At 48.5% G+C, this 17,630-nt stretch carries 19 protein-coding genes; 2 read left to right on the forward strand and 17 right to left on the reverse strand.

The features are described from left to right. Positions 1 to 286: transposase (locus tag G589_RS22090; RefSeq protein ID WP_026521747.1), on the forward strand; the 286-nt coding region annotated here is incomplete at its 5' end. Positions 287 to 622: 336 nt separating this feature from the next. On the opposite strand, the gene G589_RS19285 is transcribed toward G589_RS22090, so the two are convergent. The 4 genes from G589_RS19285 to G589_RS0108065 are packed head-to-tail and all read right to left on the reverse strand — an operon-like array spanning position 623 to position 4,758. Continuing rightward, positions 623 to 1,387: an alpha/beta hydrolase family protein gene (locus tag G589_RS19285; protein WP_051192259.1), complete on the reverse strand. Its 765-nt coding sequence runs from the start codon at positions 1,385 to 1,387 to the stop codon at positions 623 to 625. Positions 1,388 to 1,436: 49 nt separating this feature from the next. Beyond that, positions 1,437 to 2,333, reverse strand: a complete 897-nt coding sequence (locus G589_RS0108055; RefSeq protein ID WP_051192260.1) for an alpha-hydroxy-acid oxidizing protein — start codon at positions 2,331 to 2,333, stop codon at positions 1,437 to 1,439. Further along, positions 2,305 to 3,546: a hypothetical protein gene (locus G589_RS0108060; protein ID WP_026521749.1), complete on the reverse strand. Its 1,242-nt coding sequence runs from the start codon at positions 3,544 to 3,546 to the stop codon at positions 2,305 to 2,307. Before G589_RS0108060 ends, G589_RS0108055 begins: the two co-directional genes overlap by 29 nt. Before the next feature lie 36 nt (positions 3,547 to 3,582). Next, complete coding sequence (locus tag G589_RS0108065) at positions 3,583 to 4,758, reverse strand: iron-containing alcohol dehydrogenase (protein WP_026521750.1); 1,176 nt, start codon at positions 4,756 to 4,758, stop codon at positions 3,583 to 3,585. Positions 4,759 to 4,899: 141 nt separating this feature from the next. Between G589_RS0108065 and G589_RS0108070 the strand changes: the two genes are divergently transcribed. Then, positions 4,900 to 5,580 carry a hypothetical protein gene (locus tag G589_RS0108070; protein ID WP_026521751.1) on the forward strand — a complete coding sequence of 227 codons (681 nt, stop codon included), beginning with the start codon at positions 4,900 to 4,902 and terminating at the stop codon, positions 5,578 to 5,580. 6 nt (positions 5,581 to 5,586) lie between these two features. Here the strand turns inward: G589_RS0108070 and G589_RS0108075 are convergent, their stop codons facing one another. The 13 genes from G589_RS0108075 to G589_RS0108135 all read right to left on the reverse strand — a co-directional run bounded on the left by G589_RS0108075 (position 5,587) and on the right by G589_RS0108135 (position 17,591). Further along, a complete protein-coding gene (locus G589_RS0108075) occupies positions 5,587 to 7,155 on the reverse strand; it encodes an amidohydrolase (RefSeq protein ID WP_026521752.1) in 1,569 nt (522 codons plus the stop codon). A gap of 1 nt (position 7,156) precedes the next feature. Then, the gene (locus tag G589_RS0108080; RefSeq protein WP_026521753.1) at positions 7,157 to 7,570 is read right to left on the reverse strand and encodes an EamA family transporter; all 414 of its coding nucleotides are present in this window, start codon (positions 7,568 to 7,570) and stop codon (positions 7,157 to 7,159) included. Between the two features lie 381 nt (positions 7,571 to 7,951). After that, on the reverse strand, positions 7,952 to 9,598 hold the full coding sequence (locus G589_RS19290) for an AMP-binding protein (RefSeq protein ID WP_035775690.1): 1,647 nt from the start codon (positions 9,596 to 9,598) through the stop codon (positions 7,952 to 7,954). A 70-nt stretch (positions 9,599 to 9,668) separates the two neighbouring features. Further along, a complete protein-coding gene (gene accA, locus G589_RS0108090) occupies positions 9,669 to 10,424 on the reverse strand; it encodes a carboxyltransferase subunit alpha (protein WP_026521754.1) in 756 nt (251 codons plus the stop codon). A 15-nt stretch (positions 10,425 to 10,439) separates the two neighbouring features. After that, positions 10,440 to 11,279 carry an acetyl-CoA carboxylase, carboxyltransferase subunit beta gene (gene accD / locus G589_RS0108095; protein ID WP_026521755.1) on the reverse strand — a complete coding sequence of 280 codons (840 nt, stop codon included), beginning with the start codon at positions 11,277 to 11,279 and terminating at the stop codon, positions 10,440 to 10,442. Between the two features lie 3 nt (positions 11,280 to 11,282). Continuing rightward, entirely contained in the window at positions 11,283 to 12,611 is a 1,329-nt protein-coding gene (locus tag G589_RS0108100; RefSeq protein WP_026521756.1) for an acetyl-CoA carboxylase biotin carboxylase subunit, read from the reverse strand. A 1-nt stretch (position 12,612) separates the two neighbouring features. Continuing rightward, a complete protein-coding gene (gene fabZ, locus G589_RS0108105; protein ID WP_026521757.1) occupies positions 12,613 to 13,047 on the reverse strand; it encodes a 3-hydroxyacyl-ACP dehydratase FabZ in 435 nt (144 codons plus the stop codon). A gap of 10 nt (positions 13,048 to 13,057) precedes the next feature. After that, the gene (locus tag G589_RS0108110; protein ID WP_035775692.1) at positions 13,058 to 13,501 is read right to left on the reverse strand and encodes an acetyl-CoA carboxylase biotin carboxyl carrier protein; all 444 of its coding nucleotides are present in this window, start codon (positions 13,499 to 13,501) and stop codon (positions 13,058 to 13,060) included. A 2-nt stretch (positions 13,502 to 13,503) separates the two neighbouring features. Beyond that, positions 13,504 to 14,742 (reverse strand): beta-ketoacyl-ACP synthase II, encoded by a 1,239-nt coding sequence (gene fabF / locus G589_RS0108115; RefSeq protein WP_026521759.1) that lies wholly within the window; start codon positions 14,740 to 14,742, stop codon positions 13,504 to 13,506. After that, complete coding sequence (gene fabG, locus G589_RS0108120; RefSeq protein ID WP_026521760.1) at positions 14,735 to 15,475, reverse strand: 3-oxoacyl-[acyl-carrier-protein] reductase; 741 nt, start codon at positions 15,473 to 15,475, stop codon at positions 14,735 to 14,737. The genes fabF and fabG overlap by 8 nt, the downstream gene beginning before the upstream one ends. Then, positions 15,468 to 16,403 (reverse strand): ACP S-malonyltransferase, encoded by a 936-nt coding sequence (locus G589_RS0108125; protein ID WP_026521761.1) that lies wholly within the window; start codon positions 16,401 to 16,403, stop codon positions 15,468 to 15,470. Before G589_RS0108125 ends, fabG begins: the two co-directional genes overlap by 8 nt. Positions 16,404 to 16,406: 3 nt before the next feature. Continuing rightward, positions 16,407 to 17,348, reverse strand: a complete 942-nt coding sequence (fabK, locus tag G589_RS0108130; RefSeq protein ID WP_026521762.1) for an enoyl-[acyl-carrier-protein] reductase FabK — start codon at positions 17,346 to 17,348, stop codon at positions 16,407 to 16,409. 21 nt (positions 17,349 to 17,369) lie between these two features. Beyond that, positions 17,370 to 17,591, reverse strand: coding sequence for an acyl carrier protein (locus G589_RS0108135; protein ID WP_022767746.1), 222 nt, complete (start codon positions 17,589 to 17,591; stop codon positions 17,370 to 17,372). Positions 17,592 to 17,630: the final 39 nt, after the last annotated feature.

The raw sequence follows: 17,630 nt of genomic DNA on the forward strand, positions 1-17,630 counted from the left end.
AATGACGGTAATGGTATTACCTAATCGGCTTAGGATATTTCATCGAACATCGAATCATATAGAACGCCTGAATCGCGAATTAAAGCGCCGTTCAAAGGTAATCGGAGTATTTCCTAATGAGGCTTCGGTAATAAGGATCATGGGAAGCGTGCTTATGGATGTTCACGAAACATTCGCTTCAGTACATAATTATGGTTATCCCACAAAACTGCTACAATCGATAGATGATTACATTCCACAACTTAAGGAAATAGCCGACGAACAGCTGAAGCTATTGGCGGCATAACGCTGATTAACACCTAAAGGTAATTTACACACAAAAAAGGACTTGACCCAGATAGGTCCTTTTTACCCTCTTTGACATGAAAATCCATTGCGCAAAACCTTTTTTTGAGCCAAATTTTGTGACAGGATGCCACTTTTACCCCTTCTTGACATGTAAATCAATTGCACAAAGCTCTTTTCCTACTTTAATTTTATGGCATACAGGGCACTTTTCCCCCTCCTGACATGTAAAAAGCCTAGCGCAAGCATCTTTCCCCAGCCCCGCTTAGTGACCAATACGCGCAAAAAAAGAAGGACGCTCAGGGCAACCCCTTGCATCCTTCCATCTACCTATCTCTCACGAAATATGCTCATAAATCTTCACAAAATCCACAGACGCTTCCCTCGCCATGTCGGAATCCTTGCCGTCGAAGCCGTGGCCTGCGCCCTTTACCTCGCGCAGCGTTGCGTAACCGTAGTTGGCAGCTGCAGTCCTGGAGTACTCAATCGGCACAACGTCGTCCTTGTTGCCGTGGATCAGAAGTACCGGTTTCCCAAAGCCCGTCTGCAGGTCTTTTACATCGATATCCACTGCGACCTTGTCGTAATCGGGACTGAGCTTCATGCCGAACACCTCGGTTTCGCCTCGCTCAAGGCGCTTTTTGGAATCATCCGGAATGACAAAAGCCGGATACCAGAGAATTAGACCCTTGACGTCTTCCGTATAAGCGCGGCCAACAATCGCGGAAACAAGCCCTCCCTGAGACTCGCCCTGAAGATACAAGCTGTCCTTGTTAACGTATGGCAGGCACTTTACACTCTCCATAACTGCCACGAGATCCGCAGCCTCAGTCATGACGGTCATCTCCTGCATGGTTCCGTCGCTTGTAGACTCCATTCCGCCGCCACAGAAGTCAAAGAACACGCATACAATGCCGCTTTCCGCATATCCTGCGCCATGGTGCATCAGCTCTCTGTAGTTTGACCCAAAGCCGTGAGCAAATATAACCGTGGGAAAAGAGCCTTCGCCATCCGGTCTGTATATCAATCCCCTGATGACCCGGCCATTTTCCTTGGTTACTTCAAGTTCTTCTTTAATTGATGTATAAGTTTTATTTTCCATATCATCAATCTTACCACTTTTTTGAAAAAGCGAACAATTTCACCTGTTATTAAACCTGATACAGCACTGAGCTGTCGATGTCTGAAACATTCTCAAATCCTGTGGAACTCATTATATATCTGAGCTCATTTCCAACGCCCTTTATGAACTCACATACGCCTGCTGTTCCCTGGCTTTCAAGGGATGGAAGCATTGATCTTCCAACAGCTGCTGCGTCTGCGCCAAGTGCCAGAGCCTTGAATACATCCGCGCCTGTTGCGATTCCGCAGTCGACGATTATCTTAACGTCCCTGCCCTCCAAAGCGTCTTTTATCTCAGGAAGGACAACCATCGGAGGTACGGCGTAAGGCACGCGGCCGTGATGATGGCTGACAATTATGGCCTTTGCTCCGATATCAGCGCTCTTTACTGCATCTGCGACACTGAGGACACCCTTTACAACGAAAGGAAGCTTGGTCAGTTCAACATAAGAACGCAGCATTTCTGAGGTCTGGAAGCTCATTTCCTCGCCCACAACAACGTCATAGCCATCATTTCCAAAGATATGGTCAATATCCATACCGATTCCAAACGCGCCAACCGACTCTGCAAACTGCATCTGGTCTTTTACCTTACCATTGTCCGCATAGGGCTTAACGATCCTGATGGTCTTTGCGCCGGTATCGACAAGCTTTTTGAACTGATCGTTTTCCATCATTCCGCAGAAATTAAGGATATTTAAGTCTCTTGCAGCTTCCGAATATTCTTCCAGCCCGGTCTTTTCGCGGCCATTGTAGTTACTAAGATGCGAAAAAGCCGGTGTCATAACGGGCATGGAAAAAGTCTCCCCCAGAAACTCTATTTCCGTATTTGCCTTAACTGAATCGATGTACCTTGACTCAATGAGTATTGAATCCATGTACTGCTGTGTTATCACGTTAGCATCTGCTTGCCTGGTATAAGCCATTTTCTTCCTCCTTTTTATCTTCCATTTTCTTCATTTTATCAACATACTTGATTTCGTACTTTAGCTCTTTTGCCAGATATAATAAGCCGCCGAATTTCTCAACGTCACCATTCTCATGTGCAAGCTTTGCATAGTACTCAATTCGCTCCTCGCGAACCTTTTTAGGGTAAATCTTTAAAACCTCTACTGCCATGAAAAAGTACGGCTCATCAACATCTCCCAGACAGTCAAAAAGAAAGTCAATCCCCTCAACGTTTTGGGGATATCCAAGCAGCCTTAAGAGCTCAACACCGTTGCATACGCTCTGATCGTTCTTGTACCTGTCAAAATTCAGATAGGTTAAAAGATCTTCATCCCCTGCTTTGACATCCCTGACTATCCTTTTGACCTCCTTATCTGAAAGAACCCTTTCATAAATATCAGTGCTGCTACCGACTTTTTTCTTATACTTGTTCAGGAGATTCTTTTCCCAGAGATATCGAAATGCACCCCAGTCTTTCTTTGCAAGAGCCTCATCTCTCCAACCGTTGGTACTCGCAAATTCAAGCCATGCATGTTCAGGTACAGCTGTATAATACTCGCCTTTTTCTTTGAAAAAGTTCTCAAGTTCTCTGCTAAAAATGGTGCTATGAGCAATGAACGGAAGCAAGATAGTGTTTCCATCAACAGTATATAGTTCGGCTTTCCCTTTGTTGTAGCCGATTATCAGGTCTACCGGAAGATATCCTCCCAAAAAAGAAATCCACTTCCCCGACTCGCTCACCTTCAGAAAACGGGCTTCTTTTCCCGACTGGTAGGTATAGCGATGAAATACCTCATCTCGCAAAAGCTCTTTTAACCACAAGGAACCAAACATTTTTCCAAAATGTGGCAATTCACCGAATTTATTGGGTTTGAGCGGCAAGCTGGCAGAAAAAACAGAATAATCTTCCTTTTCTTCTTCCTTTTCTTCCTCCTTGCTCTTATGCTTTCCGGGAAGTCCATATGCCAAAAGAAATATCGGTCCCAGACCTCCTATTGGCAAAAGCGTAAATATAGATAACATCGTAAGCGCAGCCGATCCTATCGTTTCATCTATAATCGCGCACAAGTAAAGCGAAACAAGAAAACCGATTGCAAAACTTCCAAATATGAGCACTAAAGATGCCACAAAGGCCAGTATTTTTCTTATAATGCCTCCGCGCTCACCAAATTCATTTAATTTTTTAAGCATGTACTACTAATATCCCTATTCCTTATAATTTGGCTATCATCCAATAGCCTTATGATATATCCTGTTAACGTCCTCAGCTGACAGCGGTCTTATCCTTGAAAGCTTCAGTGTGTCCTGCATGGTCGCATCCAGTGAAAGAGCCTTAAGATCCTCTTCAGTGGGGTTGATGCCCAGGTCCTTCAGACTTACAGGCATTCCGATTGACTTAAAGAATTCCACGGTCTTTTCTATTCCTGAAAGAGCTGCCTTCTCATCGTCAGTCTCCGAAACCTCCCACACTTTCCTTGCGTAGCGGGCAAATCTGGGAAGTGCCTCCCTGTAAAGCTCTTTTGCCCAGGAGCCCCATACTGCCGCGAGGGAATCACCGTGAGTTACGTCGTAGCGCGCTGAGAGCGCATGTCCCAGCTTGTGAACTGAGAAATCCTTGCCTCTTCCGCACTCTGTGAGGTTGTTATGTGAAAGGCTTGATGCCCAGAAAACTTCGCACATCGCATCATAGTTGGCCGGATCTTCTACTGCAATCCTGCCATTCTTTATGACTGTCCTGAGAAGCCCCTCTGCAATCTCGTCTGTCATATCACAGTGACTGTCCGGGATAAAATATCTCTCCATGGTGTGCATCATGATGTCTGTAACGCCTGCAGCTATCTGATTCTTGGGAAGAGTTGCACCAAGTGCAGGGTTTACGATAGCAAATCTGCATCTGTTAAAGTCAGTATTTATGCCGGCTTTCTTGCCAATCTCCTCGTTTGTAAGTACTGCGGAGTCGCTCATTTCGCTGCCTGCAGCTGCGATTGTAAGAACCGCTCCGACAGGAAGGGATCTGGTGAGTGGTACCTTCTTAGTCCAGAGCCCCCACAGGTCGTTTTCGGGATTTGCTGTTCCGTGGGCTATGGCTTTTGCAGTATCAATGGCACTTCCGCCACCCACTCCGATTATCATATCTGCGCCAAAGGCAAGCGCCTCTTTTACGCCCTCTTTAGCATGGGCCAGGGTAGGATTTGGCTTGGCTCCGCCGAATTCCTTGTATTCAATGCCGGCTGCGGACAGAGATTTTTCTACTCTCTCAAGAAGTCCGCTCTTTATTACGCTCCCTTTTCCGAATACGAGGAGCGCCTTGTTTCCGTACTTTTTGGCAGTTTCCCCGGTCTCCTTCTCAACTTCTTTTCCAAAAATCACTTCTGTTGGTGTATAATATCGAAAGTTGTCCATTCCTGACCTCCTTATAAGCTAAACAATCACACTTACAATCGTATCTAAGGGCTAAGGCATGGTCAAGATTTTTTGCAACAATATCTGCCTCTTAGTTGTATACATATTAGAAAGGCAGATTATCAATAAAGGAGTAAGATCATGAGCACAACAGATTATGCTAATGGCGGAATCCCCAAAACAATTGATGAATTAAAAGACTATTGCGAGAGAAACGGTTTTACACCCAGCAAAACCAGGTTTTTCGTAGGCTTCGATTATACCGGCGCCAAGGCTTTTGGTATTTACAAGGATGATAAAACCGGAGAATTTGTAGTTTACAAGAATAAAGCAGACGGAAGCCGGGCGATTCGCTACCGCGGAACAGACGAAGAGTTTGCCGTTGTGGAGCTTTACGACCGTCTTCAGTCCGAGATTGCGAACCAGAAACTCAGATACGCAGCCGATATGGCCGAAAGAGAGCGCAACAAATACGAGAGATCCTCATCGTATACCGGAATGCCCGAGAGCATCAGAAACTTCCATATCGAGGATCATCCGGTAAGCTCCGGCTTTGACCTTGGTATGGATGAAAGCTATGAAGGTTCTTCAAGCGGACGCTCAGGAAGTAACGGTAATGGCGATGGATCCTCACGTGTACTTACTGCGATCATATCCATTATTGTTTGGATATTAGTTGTCATCTTCGGTCTCGGAGGTATCGGAGGCGGTGGAAGCAGTAGTTACGGCGGTTCCAGATACGAGTCCAGCTACGACTACGATTCAGGCTGGAGCTCCGACAGTTGGGACTCAGGATATACAGACTGGGATTCAGACTGGTAAAAAGAGTCATGCTTTTGCTTGCGAGAAAAGTCCGAAAAGCACCATGCCTGCGACAGATTTGCTCTGAGGCTTGTACTCTTTTCCTTCAAGATAGAGCTTTTCAACCTTGATGTCTTTTAATTTATCCACCGGAACACTGTATGGATTTTCTGACAGTATGACCATATCAGCTATCTTGCCTTCTTCCAGTGAGCCTCGCTCCTTCTCATCAAAGGTTGTGTAATAACCGTTGTAAGTGCACATACGAAGGGCGTCCTGTACGGAAACTGCCTCCGACAGGTTGCTGTGGTTAACAGCCTTGTGCAGCCAGACAATCGGGTCCGGATCCGTGCATGGGCCGTCACTTCCAAAGGACACTATGCAGCCTGCATCCATGAAGGTTCTAACCGGGTTAAGGCGGGAATTTCTCTCTTTCCCAAGAATGCTCTCAGTATATTCCGGTGGCTCCTGTTTCCAATTATCAAAGGCTATCTGCATAGGCAGCTGAATGTGATACTCCTTGCAGATGGCAAGGCCTTCCCTGGTCGGGAGACAGTCATGGATAATTCCATGTCTGTGATCATTCCTTGGATAGTCATCAAGCGCTGCCTTAATTGCTCTTGTAGCCTGATCAAAGGCCTTATCACCAATCGCATGCATTTCAATCTGAAGGCCTGCTCTGTTGGCAGCCTTGCAGAACTCAGTCACCTTCTCATCCGAGTAATAAAGAACGCCATTTCCGCCAATTTCATCAACATACGGCTCATTCATCGACGCATCATGCGAACCAAAGCATCCATCAAGAGCGCACTCAAAGCACCCTCCTATTCTTGGGAGATTTCTGCTGGTCGCAACCTTGACGTTAAGTGACTGCGGAAATACTCTTATCTGAAATCCATGCTGTATGCCCTTTGCAACGAGCTTTTCCATGGTTATGTCCATGTTTAGCGGGAATCCAACGCCGCTGACGGTATGTATCATTCCTATGCCCTTTGAAGCCTGGTAATCAACCGCGCGCTGCATGTTTTTGATAAGTGTTGGGATCTGTATAGAATTTGTAATGTAGTCAGAAACCGCGAAAAAGGCTTCCTGATTCATTTCTCCGGTATCAGGATGATAACCGCGCAGATTCTTGACTTTACTGTCAACCAGTTTTAGAAGTGCGCTGTTGACCACACACGCATGACCATCGTATTTGACCATGAAAACGGGCTTTTCGGCGCAGACAGAGTCTATCTCTTCCCTGCTTACAAGTCTCTTTTCCTCAACAGAATACGGCGATGCGCCGAAGGCGATCATGATCTTTTCCTTGCATCTGCCCTTAAACTCTCTTATTCCCTCAAGGATCTCTTTATTCGTGCTGCATTCCATGACATTAAGACCTGCGTGGAACTGCGAAAAAGAAGCAAAATGCTGATGTGTATCGCAAAAAGACGGGATCAGGGCCTTGTTTCCAAGGTTGATTCTATCCACTTCAGTGAATTTCTCCGGGAGCTCTTTTCCCACAAATACTATTCTGCCGCCATCTTCAACCAGAAACCTTGCGACATCATTGTTCCTGTTAACTGTTAAAATGTTCCCCTCAAATACCTTCATATCACACCACCATTAGCAGAGTTCCTGCCCCTATAAGTACACATCCGATTGCTGATTTTGCAGTAAAATCTTCATGCAGAAAAACAAATGCCAAAACAAGTGTAATTACAACGGAAAGTTTGTCGATGGGCACAACCTTGGAAGCATCACCCAGCTGCAGTGCTTTGTAGTAGCACAGCCAGGAAGCTCCCGTCGCCAGGCCCGATAGAATTAAGAAAATCCAGCTTTTCTGTGAAATTGACCTTATGCCGGATTGCTGATTTGTTATAAAGACCATGCCCCAGGCCATGACAACCACCACCATGGTTCGGATTGCCGTAGCCAGATTTGATCCAACCCCTTCAATTCCAATCTTTGCAAGTATTGATGTAAGTGCAGCAAATATCGCCGACCCCAGTGCTAACCAGAACCACATATCTACGCCTCCTCCATACCTCCATGTTAGCACAAAAAGAGTCAACGGGGACGGTTCTCTTTGACTCTTTTTTATAAACTTCGGGCATTTAGCGCATGTATACAAGCGAAATCTGTATAGATACCGTAATCAGAAATTGTCATATCAGGGGACTCTACTGTACGCAAGAAAAAACAGTGCAAATACAGTAGGTCTATACAAAACAAGAAAAAATCATTACGGTATTGAATTAAAAGTCACTAAAATACCGTAATAATCTGCCGATTTTAGCGAGTCATGAAGAAGGGAGTCAAAGAGAACCGTCCCCATTGTCTCAAAATGAGACAATCTGAAACGTCCCCGGTGACTCAAAAAATGAGCCCTTGACTCCGTCCCCAGGGCTCATTTTGCATAGTCGGCTCGGCGGATGGCGGAGCGGAGGATCTTGCCGTTGGCGTTGTGGGGAAGGGAGGCTTCGAATTTGATCATGCGGGGATATTTGTAGATGGCGGTCCTCTTCTTGACGAAGTCCTGAAGCTCTACCGCCAGCTTGTTATCACCGATGAAACCGTCGCGGAGCACAACGCTGGCCTTGACCAGCGCTCCGCGATTTTTAGAGGGGTAGCCTGTAACAGCGCACTCAAATACAGCCGGGTGGCGCATCAGGATGTCCTCGACCTCAGATGGGCCGATCCTGTAGCCACTTGACTTAATAACATCGTCGTTTCTTCCAACGAAAAAGAAATTTCCATTCTCATCCTGAACAGCCATGTCCTTGGTGTGGTAGATTCCGCCTTCCCAGACCTCGTCATACTGCTCCTGATCCCCGAGATATCCGGCAAAGACACCGGCCGGACGCCTGCCATCCTTAGGGATGATGACAATCTCGCCCTCCTCACCGGCGCGAACCGGCTTATTATTCTCATCAACAAGCTCCACTCTGTACAGAGGCGAAGCCTTGCCGATACTGCCCGGAATCTGCTCCCCGTCCACCTGTGTGCAGACCTGGAGCGCAGTCTCTGTCTGGCCAAAGCCCTCCCGAACCGTGAGCCCCGTCAGAGCCTTAAACTTCGCAGAAATCTCCTTTGGCATGGCTTCCCCGGCCGTAGTCGCAAAGTGCAGATGGCTCAGATCATACCTGCCAATGTCCTCCAGCACCAGATATTTGTATATTGTAGGAGGCGCGCAGAACGTATTAACCTGCTCCTCCTCCAAAAGCCGCAGCATATCCCCGGCGTAGAACTGCTCATAGTCGTAGACCATGATGGCAGCGCCCATGAACCACTGGCCATAGAGCTTGCCCCAGGCAGTCTTGGCCCAACCGGAGTCCGCCACAGTAAGGTGAAGTCCGCCGGGCTTTACTCCGTGCCAGCATTTAGCCGTAAAAATATGCGCCAGCGGATACGAAAAGTCATGTATAACCGCCTTTGGCGCCCCATTAGTTCCCGAAGTGAAATAATACAGCATCGGATCCGATACGCCGGTCTTTACTCTGGCAAAAGAGCTCTCGGCTCCCCCCACCAGATCTCCAAATCCCAGCTCATCCTTATACCGATCCCCGACCACAACCATAGTCACAGAAAGCCCATTTACAGCCTCCTGCACCTTGTCACAGATATCATCGGCATTTACGCATATCACAGCCTTAGCCCCTGAGAGTTTCATCCTCTCCCTGATATCCTCCGCCGAAACCATATGTGACGTGGGAATAGCCACAGCCCCCAGCTTGTGAATAGCCAGAATGCTGACCCAGAACTCATATCGCCTCTTAAGGAGCAGCATCACGCTGTCTCCACGGCCTACACCAAGCCCCTTAAGCGCATTAGCCGCCTTATCCGACAGCCTCTTGATATCACCAAACGTAAACCTTGTAACCCTGCCATCCGCGGTTTTATGCAAAAGAGCCAACGCCTCCGGAAGTTCCCTTGCAAACCTGTCCATGACATCATAAGCAAAGTTAAAGTCCTCACCGTAGCTAAGCTCAACGTCAACAATCTTTCCCTCTGCATCCTTTATTTCTCTATAGAAATCCTCATAGATCATTCCCATAATCCCTAAATTTCCTTAATCTCTAAATTTCCTCAATCCCTTAATTTCCCATAACCGTCATCTACCGTCTTCAATATCCGACTTTCCTGAACTTCCTGTACCTCTGCGCAACAAGTTCCCCGGCCGGCACCCCAAGAAGTTCCCTCAGCTGCCCGGCAATCTCCCCTGTCAGAGACGCCATATCCACGCTCCTTACGACCTTATCGATAAGCCCCAGCTTATAGAGCTTATCCGCCGTAAGTCCCAGCGCAGCAGCAGCCACATCCGCCTTCTCCGTGCTCTTCCAAAGGATATTTGCGCAGCTCTCCGGCGAAACAACGCTAAAATACGCATCCTCCAGCATCCAGATCCTATCCGCATGACTTAGAGCCAGCGCTCCGCCGCTTCCGCCTTCTCCGATAACAACAGACAAAATAGGCGTCTCAAGATCCGACATCTCTGCAAGACACTGGGCGATCGCCCTTCCCTGGCCCCTCTCCTCTGCATCAATCCCGCAGTACGCACCGGCCGTATCCACAAAGCAAACAACCGGCCGGCCAAACTTCTCAGCCTGCTTCATGAGCCTAAGGGCTTTCCTGTATCCTTCGGGCATAGCGCTTCCAAAGTTATGCTCAATGCGCTCCTCAGTATTCTTGCCCTTTTCGATTCCGATCACAGTAATCGCTATATCTTCAATCCTGCCAATCCCGGCGATTATGGCCCTGTCCTCGCCAAAGAGCCTGTCCCCGTGAAATTCCATGAAGTCCCTGACCACACCTCCCAGAAAATCCTTGGAAGTAAGCCTGTTTTCCGACCTGGCTGCCTTAACTATCTCAATATCATTCATTTCTCAAAACCACCTCTATGCACCATAGCCATGGAGCTTAAGTATCCTGTCAAGATACTCCCTCTGCTCCTGGCGCGGCACTATCGCATCAATAAATCCGCACTCCAGCACCCTCTCGGCCTTTTGGAACCCCTCAGGGAGCTTCTGATTAAGCGTCTTCTCAATCACCCTCGGCCCTGCAAATCCCACTCTGGCCCTGGGTTCCGACAAAGTGATATCACCCAGCATGGCAAAAGAGGCATCGACTCCGCCCGTAGTTGGATTGGTGAGGAGCACCACATAGAGATTCCCCTCCCTGTCGTGCCTTTTAACCGCCGCAGAAATCTTGGACATCTGCATCAGAGAAATCATTCCCTCTTGCATTCTTGCGCCGCCGGAAACCGTAACTCCCACCACCGGCAGATGCCTTTCCGTCGCATACTCAAAGAGCCTTGTTATCTTCTCGCCCACAACAGCGCCCATGGAACCCATCATAAAATTGCTGTCCATGGCAAAAATGCAGACCCTGCTTCCGCCAATAGTGGCTTCTCCGCAAATAACTCCCTCGTTTTCACGGCTCTTTTCCCTGGCAGCAACGAGCTTCTCCTCATATCCCGGGAAATCCAGGATATTCCTGGACTCCATGTCCCTGTCCATCTCGATAAAGCTTCGTTTATCCGTGAGCATGAGGATCCTCCTCCTTGCCCTTACCGGAAAATAATGCCCGCACTCCGGGCATACAAAAAAGTTTTTCCTGATCCTGGCCACAGACACCTGTTTCCCGCACTTCTTGCAGGTTATGCGCCTGCTCCTTGGCCTGTTCTCAGTATTCTCAAGCTCATTATTCGCCTTTAAAAATAAGCTTTTAAGCTCCATATCTTACAACACTTTCTGACAGATCCCCGTATCGTAGTTACCTATGACAAACCTGCCGTTTTCCATGAATTTCATGTGCATATCCCTGTTGTTATCAATGCCCAGCAGCACAAACTCCGACAGAGCGCTCTTCATCTTACGAATGGCCCCATCCCTGGTATCAGAGCACACAATGAGCTTGCCCAGCATTGAGTCGTAGAAGGGCGTAACCACATAGCTCTGATAAAGAGCCGAATCAAACCTGACATCAACGCCCCCGGGCACATGCAGTAGCTCCACTTTCCCTGTAGAAGGCGTAAAATCCCTGGCGTTTTCGGCGCAGATCCTGCACTCAATTGCATGCTTTTTCCTGCCGATATCCTCCTGCTCATAGGGCAGCTCAACCCCCGCAGCAGTCCTGATCTGCCACTCAACGATGTCAATTCCGCAGACCATCTCCGTAACGGAGTGCTCCACCTGAAGCCTCGTGTTCATTTCCATGAAAAAGAACTTGTCCCCTTTTACCAGAAACTCCACGGTTCCCACAGTGACATAGCCCACCTTCACAGCCAGTCTCCTGGCCGCCTCGTACATCCTGCCCCTTAGCTCTTCCGATAAAACCGGCGCAGGACACTCCTCGATGAGCTTCTGGTTCTTTCTCTGCACGGAACAGTCCCTGTCCCCGAGGATCAGGACCTTTCCCTTGCAGTCAGCGATTATCTGAACCTCCACATGCTTGACGTTTTCTAGGTATTTCTCCATGAAGACTGCGTCATCGGCAAAAGAGCTTTCGGCTTCCTTTTTCACCTGTTCAAAGGCCGGGATAAGCTCTTTTTCCTCACGTACTACTCTGATGCCCTTTCCGCCGCCTCCGGCTCTGGCCTTAAGGATCACAGGATATCCGATCTCCCCGGCCCACTTAAGAGCATCATCAGCACCACTTAAAATCTCACTTCCCGGCGTCACAGGTACATCGGCGCTCTTTGCAATCTCCCTGGCGACCTCTTTCTGTCCCATCTTGTGCATGACTTCTTCGCCGGGACTGATCAGCACAACGCCATTTTCCCTGCATTTCCTTGCAAACTCAGGGTTTTCCGAGAGCATTCCGTATCCCGGATGAATGGCCTCTGCTCCGGTCTTCTTTGCCACGGTAATAATAACGTCCATGTTCAGATAGCTGTCTTTTACCATGGGTCCGCCTATGCAATAGCTCTCATCCGCCATCTCCACGTGGAGAGCGTTCCTGTCGGCCTTGGAATAGACAGCCACAGTCTGGATCCCCATCTCCTTGCAGGCTCTGATGACCCTGACAGCAACTTCGCCTCTGTTCGCAATAAGGATCTTAGAAAACATCTTAGTTTCTCTCCTTTTCCTCCAATATGGCAAAAGAAAAATCGCCGTTCATGCACCTTTTTCCGTCAACGCTGAGCTCTCCGTGCAGCATATACATCGGATGGCTCTGTTTAAGTATCTTTGTATCAATCCTTATAGTGTCTCCGGGTTTTATCATGCCCCTGAACCTGACCTTATCAAGGCCCGTATATACCGGGGTTGTGCCTTTTTTCTTCATCCTGTCCGCAAACATGATGCAGGCGGACTGGGCCATCATCTCGCACTGGATAACCCCGGGAACAATCGGATTCCCAGGGAAATGCCCCTGTAAAAAGAACTCGTCTCCCCGGACATGATAGTAGCCCGTCGCCGAGCCGTCTTCGTTAAGATAAGCCTCATCCACCAAAAGCATGGGCTCCCTGTGGGGGAGAATCCCCTTAATCTCTTCTCTGTCCATATTTCCTTCCTTACTCAATGACAAAAAGAACCTGATCAAACTCCACAAGGTCACCCTCCGCAGCAAGAACCTGCTTAACCGTTCCGCTGACGGGAGCCTTGACCTCGTTCATCATCTTCATGGCTTCAAGAGTGCACAAAACATCGCCCTTTTCCACCTTATCGCCGACTTCGACAGCTCTTTTGCCACCGACAGCTCCGTAGAAGACGCCAAGGAGCGGCGCTTTAACTTCTACTCCCGATACTGCCTTGGACTCAGTTGCCGTCTCCACAGCCGGTTCTAATGCCATCTCGGAAGCCTGAATCTGCACCGCACTCTCCGGCGCAACAGCTGCCGGAACAGAAGCCGTCCATTCTTTTTTCATCCTCAGCTTAAAGCCCCCATCTTCTACCTCAAGTTCAGATAGAGACAGCCTTTGAAACATTTCCTCATAGTCTTTTAACGAATTAGTCATCTTCACGCCTCATATCGTTTAAATGCAATGCACGCGTTATGTCCGCCAAATCCAAGGGAAGTGCTGATGGCATACTCAACGGACACATTAGCCGCCTCATTCACGGTGTAATTGAGATCGCACTCCTCGTCCTTTTCCTTGTAGTTGATGGTTGGCGGGATTATTCCGTCCTCAAGCGCCAGCACGGAAGCAATGGCCTCTACTGCGCCTGTAGCGCCCATCATATGACCTGTCATGGACTTGGTGGAGCTTATATGCAGGTCATAAGCTTTTTTTCCAAAAACGGCCTTAATTGCCTTTGTTTCCATGGCATCATTAAGGTGTGTTCCGGTGCCGTGTGCATTGATGTAAATTTCATCACCATCACCGATACCGGCCTCTTCCACAGCGTTTTTGATGGCTCTTATGGCTCCGCTTCCCTCAGGGTCCGGAGCTGTAATGTGGTAAGCATCCGCGGTATTTCCGTAGCCCACAACTTCAGCCAGGATCTTTGCTCCGCGCTTTTTAGCGTGGTTGTATTCTTCAAGGATCAGAATCCCTGCACCTTCGCCCATTACAAAGCCGCCTCTTCTCTTATCAAATGGAAGGCTTCCCTCTTCGGGATTCTCGGCAAGATTAAGAGCCTGACAGTTTACAAATCCTGCCATGGCCAGCTCGTTGATGCTGGCTTCGCTTCCGCCTGCGATTATGGCATCGGCATAGCCGTGCTTGATGGCCCTGTAAGCCTCACCGATGGTGTGGGTTGAAGTCGCACAGGCAGTAACCACAGGAAGTGTGGGGCCCTTTGCTCCAAACTTGATAGAAACCGCTCCGGCAGCCATGTTGCTGATCATCATCGGCACAAAGAAAGGTGATACCATCTCAGGTCCCTTGTCCCTTAGCTTATTCTGCTCGCGGATAGTGGTGTTAATTCCGCCTATTCCGGAGCCAATGTACACTCCAAAGCGCTCTTTATCGAGGTCAGACTCCAAAATCCCGCTCTGCTTTACAGCCTGCCCTGCAGCTGCCATGGCGTACTGCATGTAAAGATCCGACTTTCTGATCTCCTGCATGCTGTCGTAATAATCCTTGGGATTAAAGTCCTTGACCTCCGCATCCAGGCTCACTTTCAGCCCTGATGCATCAAACCTCTTTATCTTATCTACTCCGCATACTCCCTTTTTAAGGCTGTCCCAGAAAGTATCCAGATCATTTCCAACCGGCGTAATAACGCCCATTCCGGTCACAACTACTCTACACATACATTCCTCCATCTACCTTGATGACTTCTCCCGTGATGTAAGAACTCATCTCGCTTCCCAAAAACAGCGCAAGACGCGCCACATCCTCAGGGCTTCCAAGCTTCCCCATAGGAATCTCACTCTTTATCTCCTCAGTCTGAGTCTCAGAAAGAGCCGCCGTCATGTCAGTCGTTATGTATCCCGGTGCAATGGCGTTGCACCTGATGTTCTTCCTTCCGTACTCCTTGGCAACGGACTTGGTAAAGCCCACGATTCCTGCCTTTGAAGCCGCGTAGTTTGTCTGTCCCTTGTTGCCCATAAGACCGACAACAGAGCTGATATTTATAATGCTTCCCTTGCGATGTCTTACGAAATTTCTGATAAAAGACCTTGTGACAAACATGCAGCCTTTGAGATTGACGTCAATCACGTTATCGATATCCATTATTCCGAGGCTCGGAAGCAGATTGTCCTTAGTAATTCCGGCATTGTTTACCAGAATATCAATGGTGCCAAAATCGGCAATGATCTCCTGAACTGCGCTCTCCACCTGGTCTGCGTCCCTCACGTCGCAGTAGTACATCCTGGCTCTGACACCGAAGCCCTCCAGTTCTTTCAAGGTCTCATCACATGCCTTGCTCTCCCTGGTGGCAATAACTGCTATATCCGCACCGTTCTTTGCAAATTCAAGGGCTATTGCCTTTCCTATTCCTCTGCTTCCGCCGGTAATAACGGCATTCTTTCCTTTAAGCATCTTTTCCAAGCTCCTCTATAACCTTCTGAAGGGATTCCATGTTATATACGTTATATATCTTTGCTCCCTCAACAGTTCTTTTGACAAATCCCGAAAGAGCCTTGCCCGGGCCACATTCTATGAAGGTGTCGACACCGTCTCTGGCCATGTTTGTAAGAGTCTCCTCCCACTTGACGCTGCTTTTTACCTGGTCGGAAATGGTGCATATCATCTCCTCTTCATCTCCTGAGTAGGGCTCTGCGGTCTTATTGGCATAAAGAGGTATCTGCGCCTTGTTCAGGTTATATATCTTGCCCTCTTTAAGCTCCTTTTTAAGGCTCTTAGCCGCGCCATCCATGTAAGGCGTATGGAACGCTCCACCAACTGCGAGCTCTACAAACCTTACCTTCTGCTCTGTCAATCTCTCTTTAAGCGTCTCCATCTTTTCCTTCTCGCCGGAGACCACGATCTGTCCCGGACAGTTGTAATTTACAGGATAAACGCCGACTTCCTTGCACAGAGTCTTAAGCTCATCCCTGTCCATGCGCATCACGGCGATCATCTTACCGTCCACTTCCCCTGAGGACTTCTGCATGAACTTTCCTCTCTTGCAGACAAGCTTGAATGCTTCCTGCTTCTTAAGAGCTCCGGAAGCAGCCAGGGCAACGATCTCTCCAAGTGAGAACCCTGCCACAGCATCAGGCTTTATCCCATTCTTTATAAGAGCCAGAGCCCCGGCAATATCAGCCAGGAAAAGACAAGGCTGAGTATTCTCAGTTTTCTTAAGCTCTTCTTCTGTTCCCGAAAACATCTGTGTCAGAGTTCCGGGGCGTATAGCCTCCGCAACCCCGTAAAAATCGTGAACTTCGGGTATATTCTCAAATAGATCCTTTGTCATGCCCGGGTACTGACTTCCCTGGCCGGCAAATAAAAACGCTACTTTTCCCATTTATTACTCCTCTAAGCTTCTTCCAAGAAGCGCACACGCATCTCTGCAAATGCCTGTGATTATCTCCTCGCAGCTGTCCTCGGAATTGACAAGTCCCGCGATCTGTCCGCACATACAGGAACCCGTCTTAACGTCGCCCTCGATAGCTGCTCGTCTTAAAGCGCCTGCGCCCATCTTCTCCAGTTCATCCGGCGTAGTGGCAGGATCAAGCTCTTTTGCCTGAAAATCTCTTGTCATGCGGTTCTTAAGTGCTCTTACAGGGTGTCCCAAGCTCTTTCCGGTCACGATGGTGTCTCTGTCCTTGGCTTTTAGGACCTTTTCCTTGTAGTTCGGATGGACATTACACTCCTTGGCGGTAAGGAACCTTGTTCCCATCTGCACTGCCTGCGCGCCCAGCATAAACGCAGCAGCCATGCCCCTTCCGTCAGCTATTCCGCCGGCGGCGATGACCGGGATGTTCACTGCATCCACAACCTGAGGCACCAGAGCCATTGTGGTGGTATCGCCCACGTGACCTCCGGACTCGCACCCTTCGGCGACAACTGCGCCAGCACCCATTCTCTCAACCATCACGGCAAGAGCCACGCTGGCAACTACGCAGATCACCTTTACTCCCGCACTCTTTAGCTGCTCCATGTACTTTGCCGGATTTCCGGCGCCGGTAGTCACAACTTTTACGCCCTCCTCACAGACAACGGAAACAGCCTCATCGATGTAGGGACTCATCAGCATCAGGTTTACGCCAAAGGGCTTATCCGTCAGCTCTTTTGCCTTCCTTATCTGCTCACGAAGCTGCTCTCCGTTAGAGTTCATGGCAGCAATAAGCCCCAGTCCTCCTGCGTTTGATACGGCTGCTGCGAGCTCTGCGTCGGCTATCCAGGCCATTCCTCCCTGAATGACCGGATATTTAATCCCAAGCATTTCGCAAATCGGATTCGTACTCATTTATCCTTCCTCTCGTGCTTTTTACTGCTTTTCGATGAGCTCTACGAGCTTGTCAATTGTTGTGATCTCCTGTGAAAGCTCGATCTTGCAGTCAAGCTCTTCCTGCATCTGCATTACAAGCTCCATGATGTCCAGAGAATCAAGGCCTATTTCTGTGAAAGTTGCAGATGGTGAAACTTCTGCCTCGTCCTTGTCAAGATATTCAGCGATTATACGAATGATTGTTCCTTTAACGTCCTTCATGTTTTCTCTCCTTTAAGTGTGAAATGTTTATTTTTTATC

This window comes from Butyrivibrio sp. VCB2001 (assembly GCF_000423965.1).
GTDB lineage: Bacteria > Bacillota > Clostridia > Lachnospirales > Lachnospiraceae > Butyrivibrio.

What these genes read in the sequence shown, in the direction of transcription:
- G589_RS19285 (WP_051192259.1), bottom strand. Translation starts at nt 1,387, where the DNA reads ATGGAAAATAAAACTTATACATCAATTAAAGAAGAACTTGAAGTAACC.
- G589_RS0108055 (WP_051192260.1), bottom strand. Translation starts at nt 2,333, where the DNA reads ATGGCTTATACCAGGCAAGCAGATGCTAACGTGATAACACAGCAGTAC.
- G589_RS0108060 (WP_026521749.1), bottom strand. Translation starts at nt 3,546, where the DNA reads ATGCTTAAAAAATTAAATGAATTTGGTGAGCGCGGAGGCATTATAAGA.
- G589_RS0108065 (WP_026521750.1), bottom strand. Translation starts at nt 4,758, where the DNA reads ATGGACAACTTTCGATATTATACACCAACAGAAGTGATTTTTGGAAAA.
- G589_RS0108070 (WP_026521751.1), top strand. Translation starts at nt 4,900, where the DNA reads ATGAGCACAACAGATTATGCTAATGGCGGAATCCCCAAAACAATTGAT.
- G589_RS0108075 (WP_026521752.1), bottom strand. Translation starts at nt 7,155, where the DNA reads ATGAAGGTATTTGAGGGGAACATTTTAACAGTTAACAGGAACAATGAT.
- G589_RS0108080 (WP_026521753.1), bottom strand. Translation starts at nt 7,570, where the DNA reads ATGTGGTTCTGGTTAGCACTGGGGTCGGCGATATTTGCTGCACTTACA.
- G589_RS19290 (WP_035775690.1), bottom strand. Translation starts at nt 9,598, where the DNA reads ATGGGAATGATCTATGAGGATTTCTATAGAGAAATAAAGGATGCAGAG.
- accA (WP_026521754.1), bottom strand. Translation starts at nt 10,424, where the DNA reads ATGAATGATATTGAGATAGTTAAGGCAGCCAGGTCGGAAAACAGGCTT.
- accD (WP_026521755.1), bottom strand. Translation starts at nt 11,279, where the DNA reads ATGGAGCTTAAAAGCTTATTTTTAAAGGCGAATAATGAGCTTGAGAAT.
- G589_RS0108100 (WP_026521756.1), bottom strand. Translation starts at nt 12,611, where the DNA reads ATGTTTTCTAAGATCCTTATTGCGAACAGAGGCGAAGTTGCTGTCAGG.
- fabZ (WP_026521757.1), bottom strand. Translation starts at nt 13,047, where the DNA reads ATGGACAGAGAAGAGATTAAGGGGATTCTCCCCCACAGGGAGCCCATG.
- G589_RS0108110 (WP_035775692.1), bottom strand. Translation starts at nt 13,501, where the DNA reads ATGACTAATTCGTTAAAAGACTATGAGGAAATGTTTCAAAGGCTGTCT.
- fabF (WP_026521759.1), bottom strand. Translation starts at nt 14,742, where the DNA reads ATGTGTAGAGTAGTTGTGACCGGAATGGGCGTTATTACGCCGGTTGGA.
- fabG (WP_026521760.1), bottom strand. Translation starts at nt 15,475, where the DNA reads ATGCTTAAAGGAAAGAATGCCGTTATTACCGGCGGAAGCAGAGGAATA.
- G589_RS0108125 (WP_026521761.1), bottom strand. Translation starts at nt 16,403, where the DNA reads ATGGGAAAAGTAGCGTTTTTATTTGCCGGCCAGGGAAGTCAGTACCCG.
- fabK (WP_026521762.1), bottom strand. Translation starts at nt 17,348, where the DNA reads ATGAGTACGAATCCGATTTGCGAAATGCTTGGGATTAAATATCCGGTC.
- G589_RS0108135 (WP_022767746.1), bottom strand. Translation starts at nt 17,591, where the DNA reads ATGAAGGACGTTAAAGGAACAATCATTCGTATAATCGCTGAATATCTT.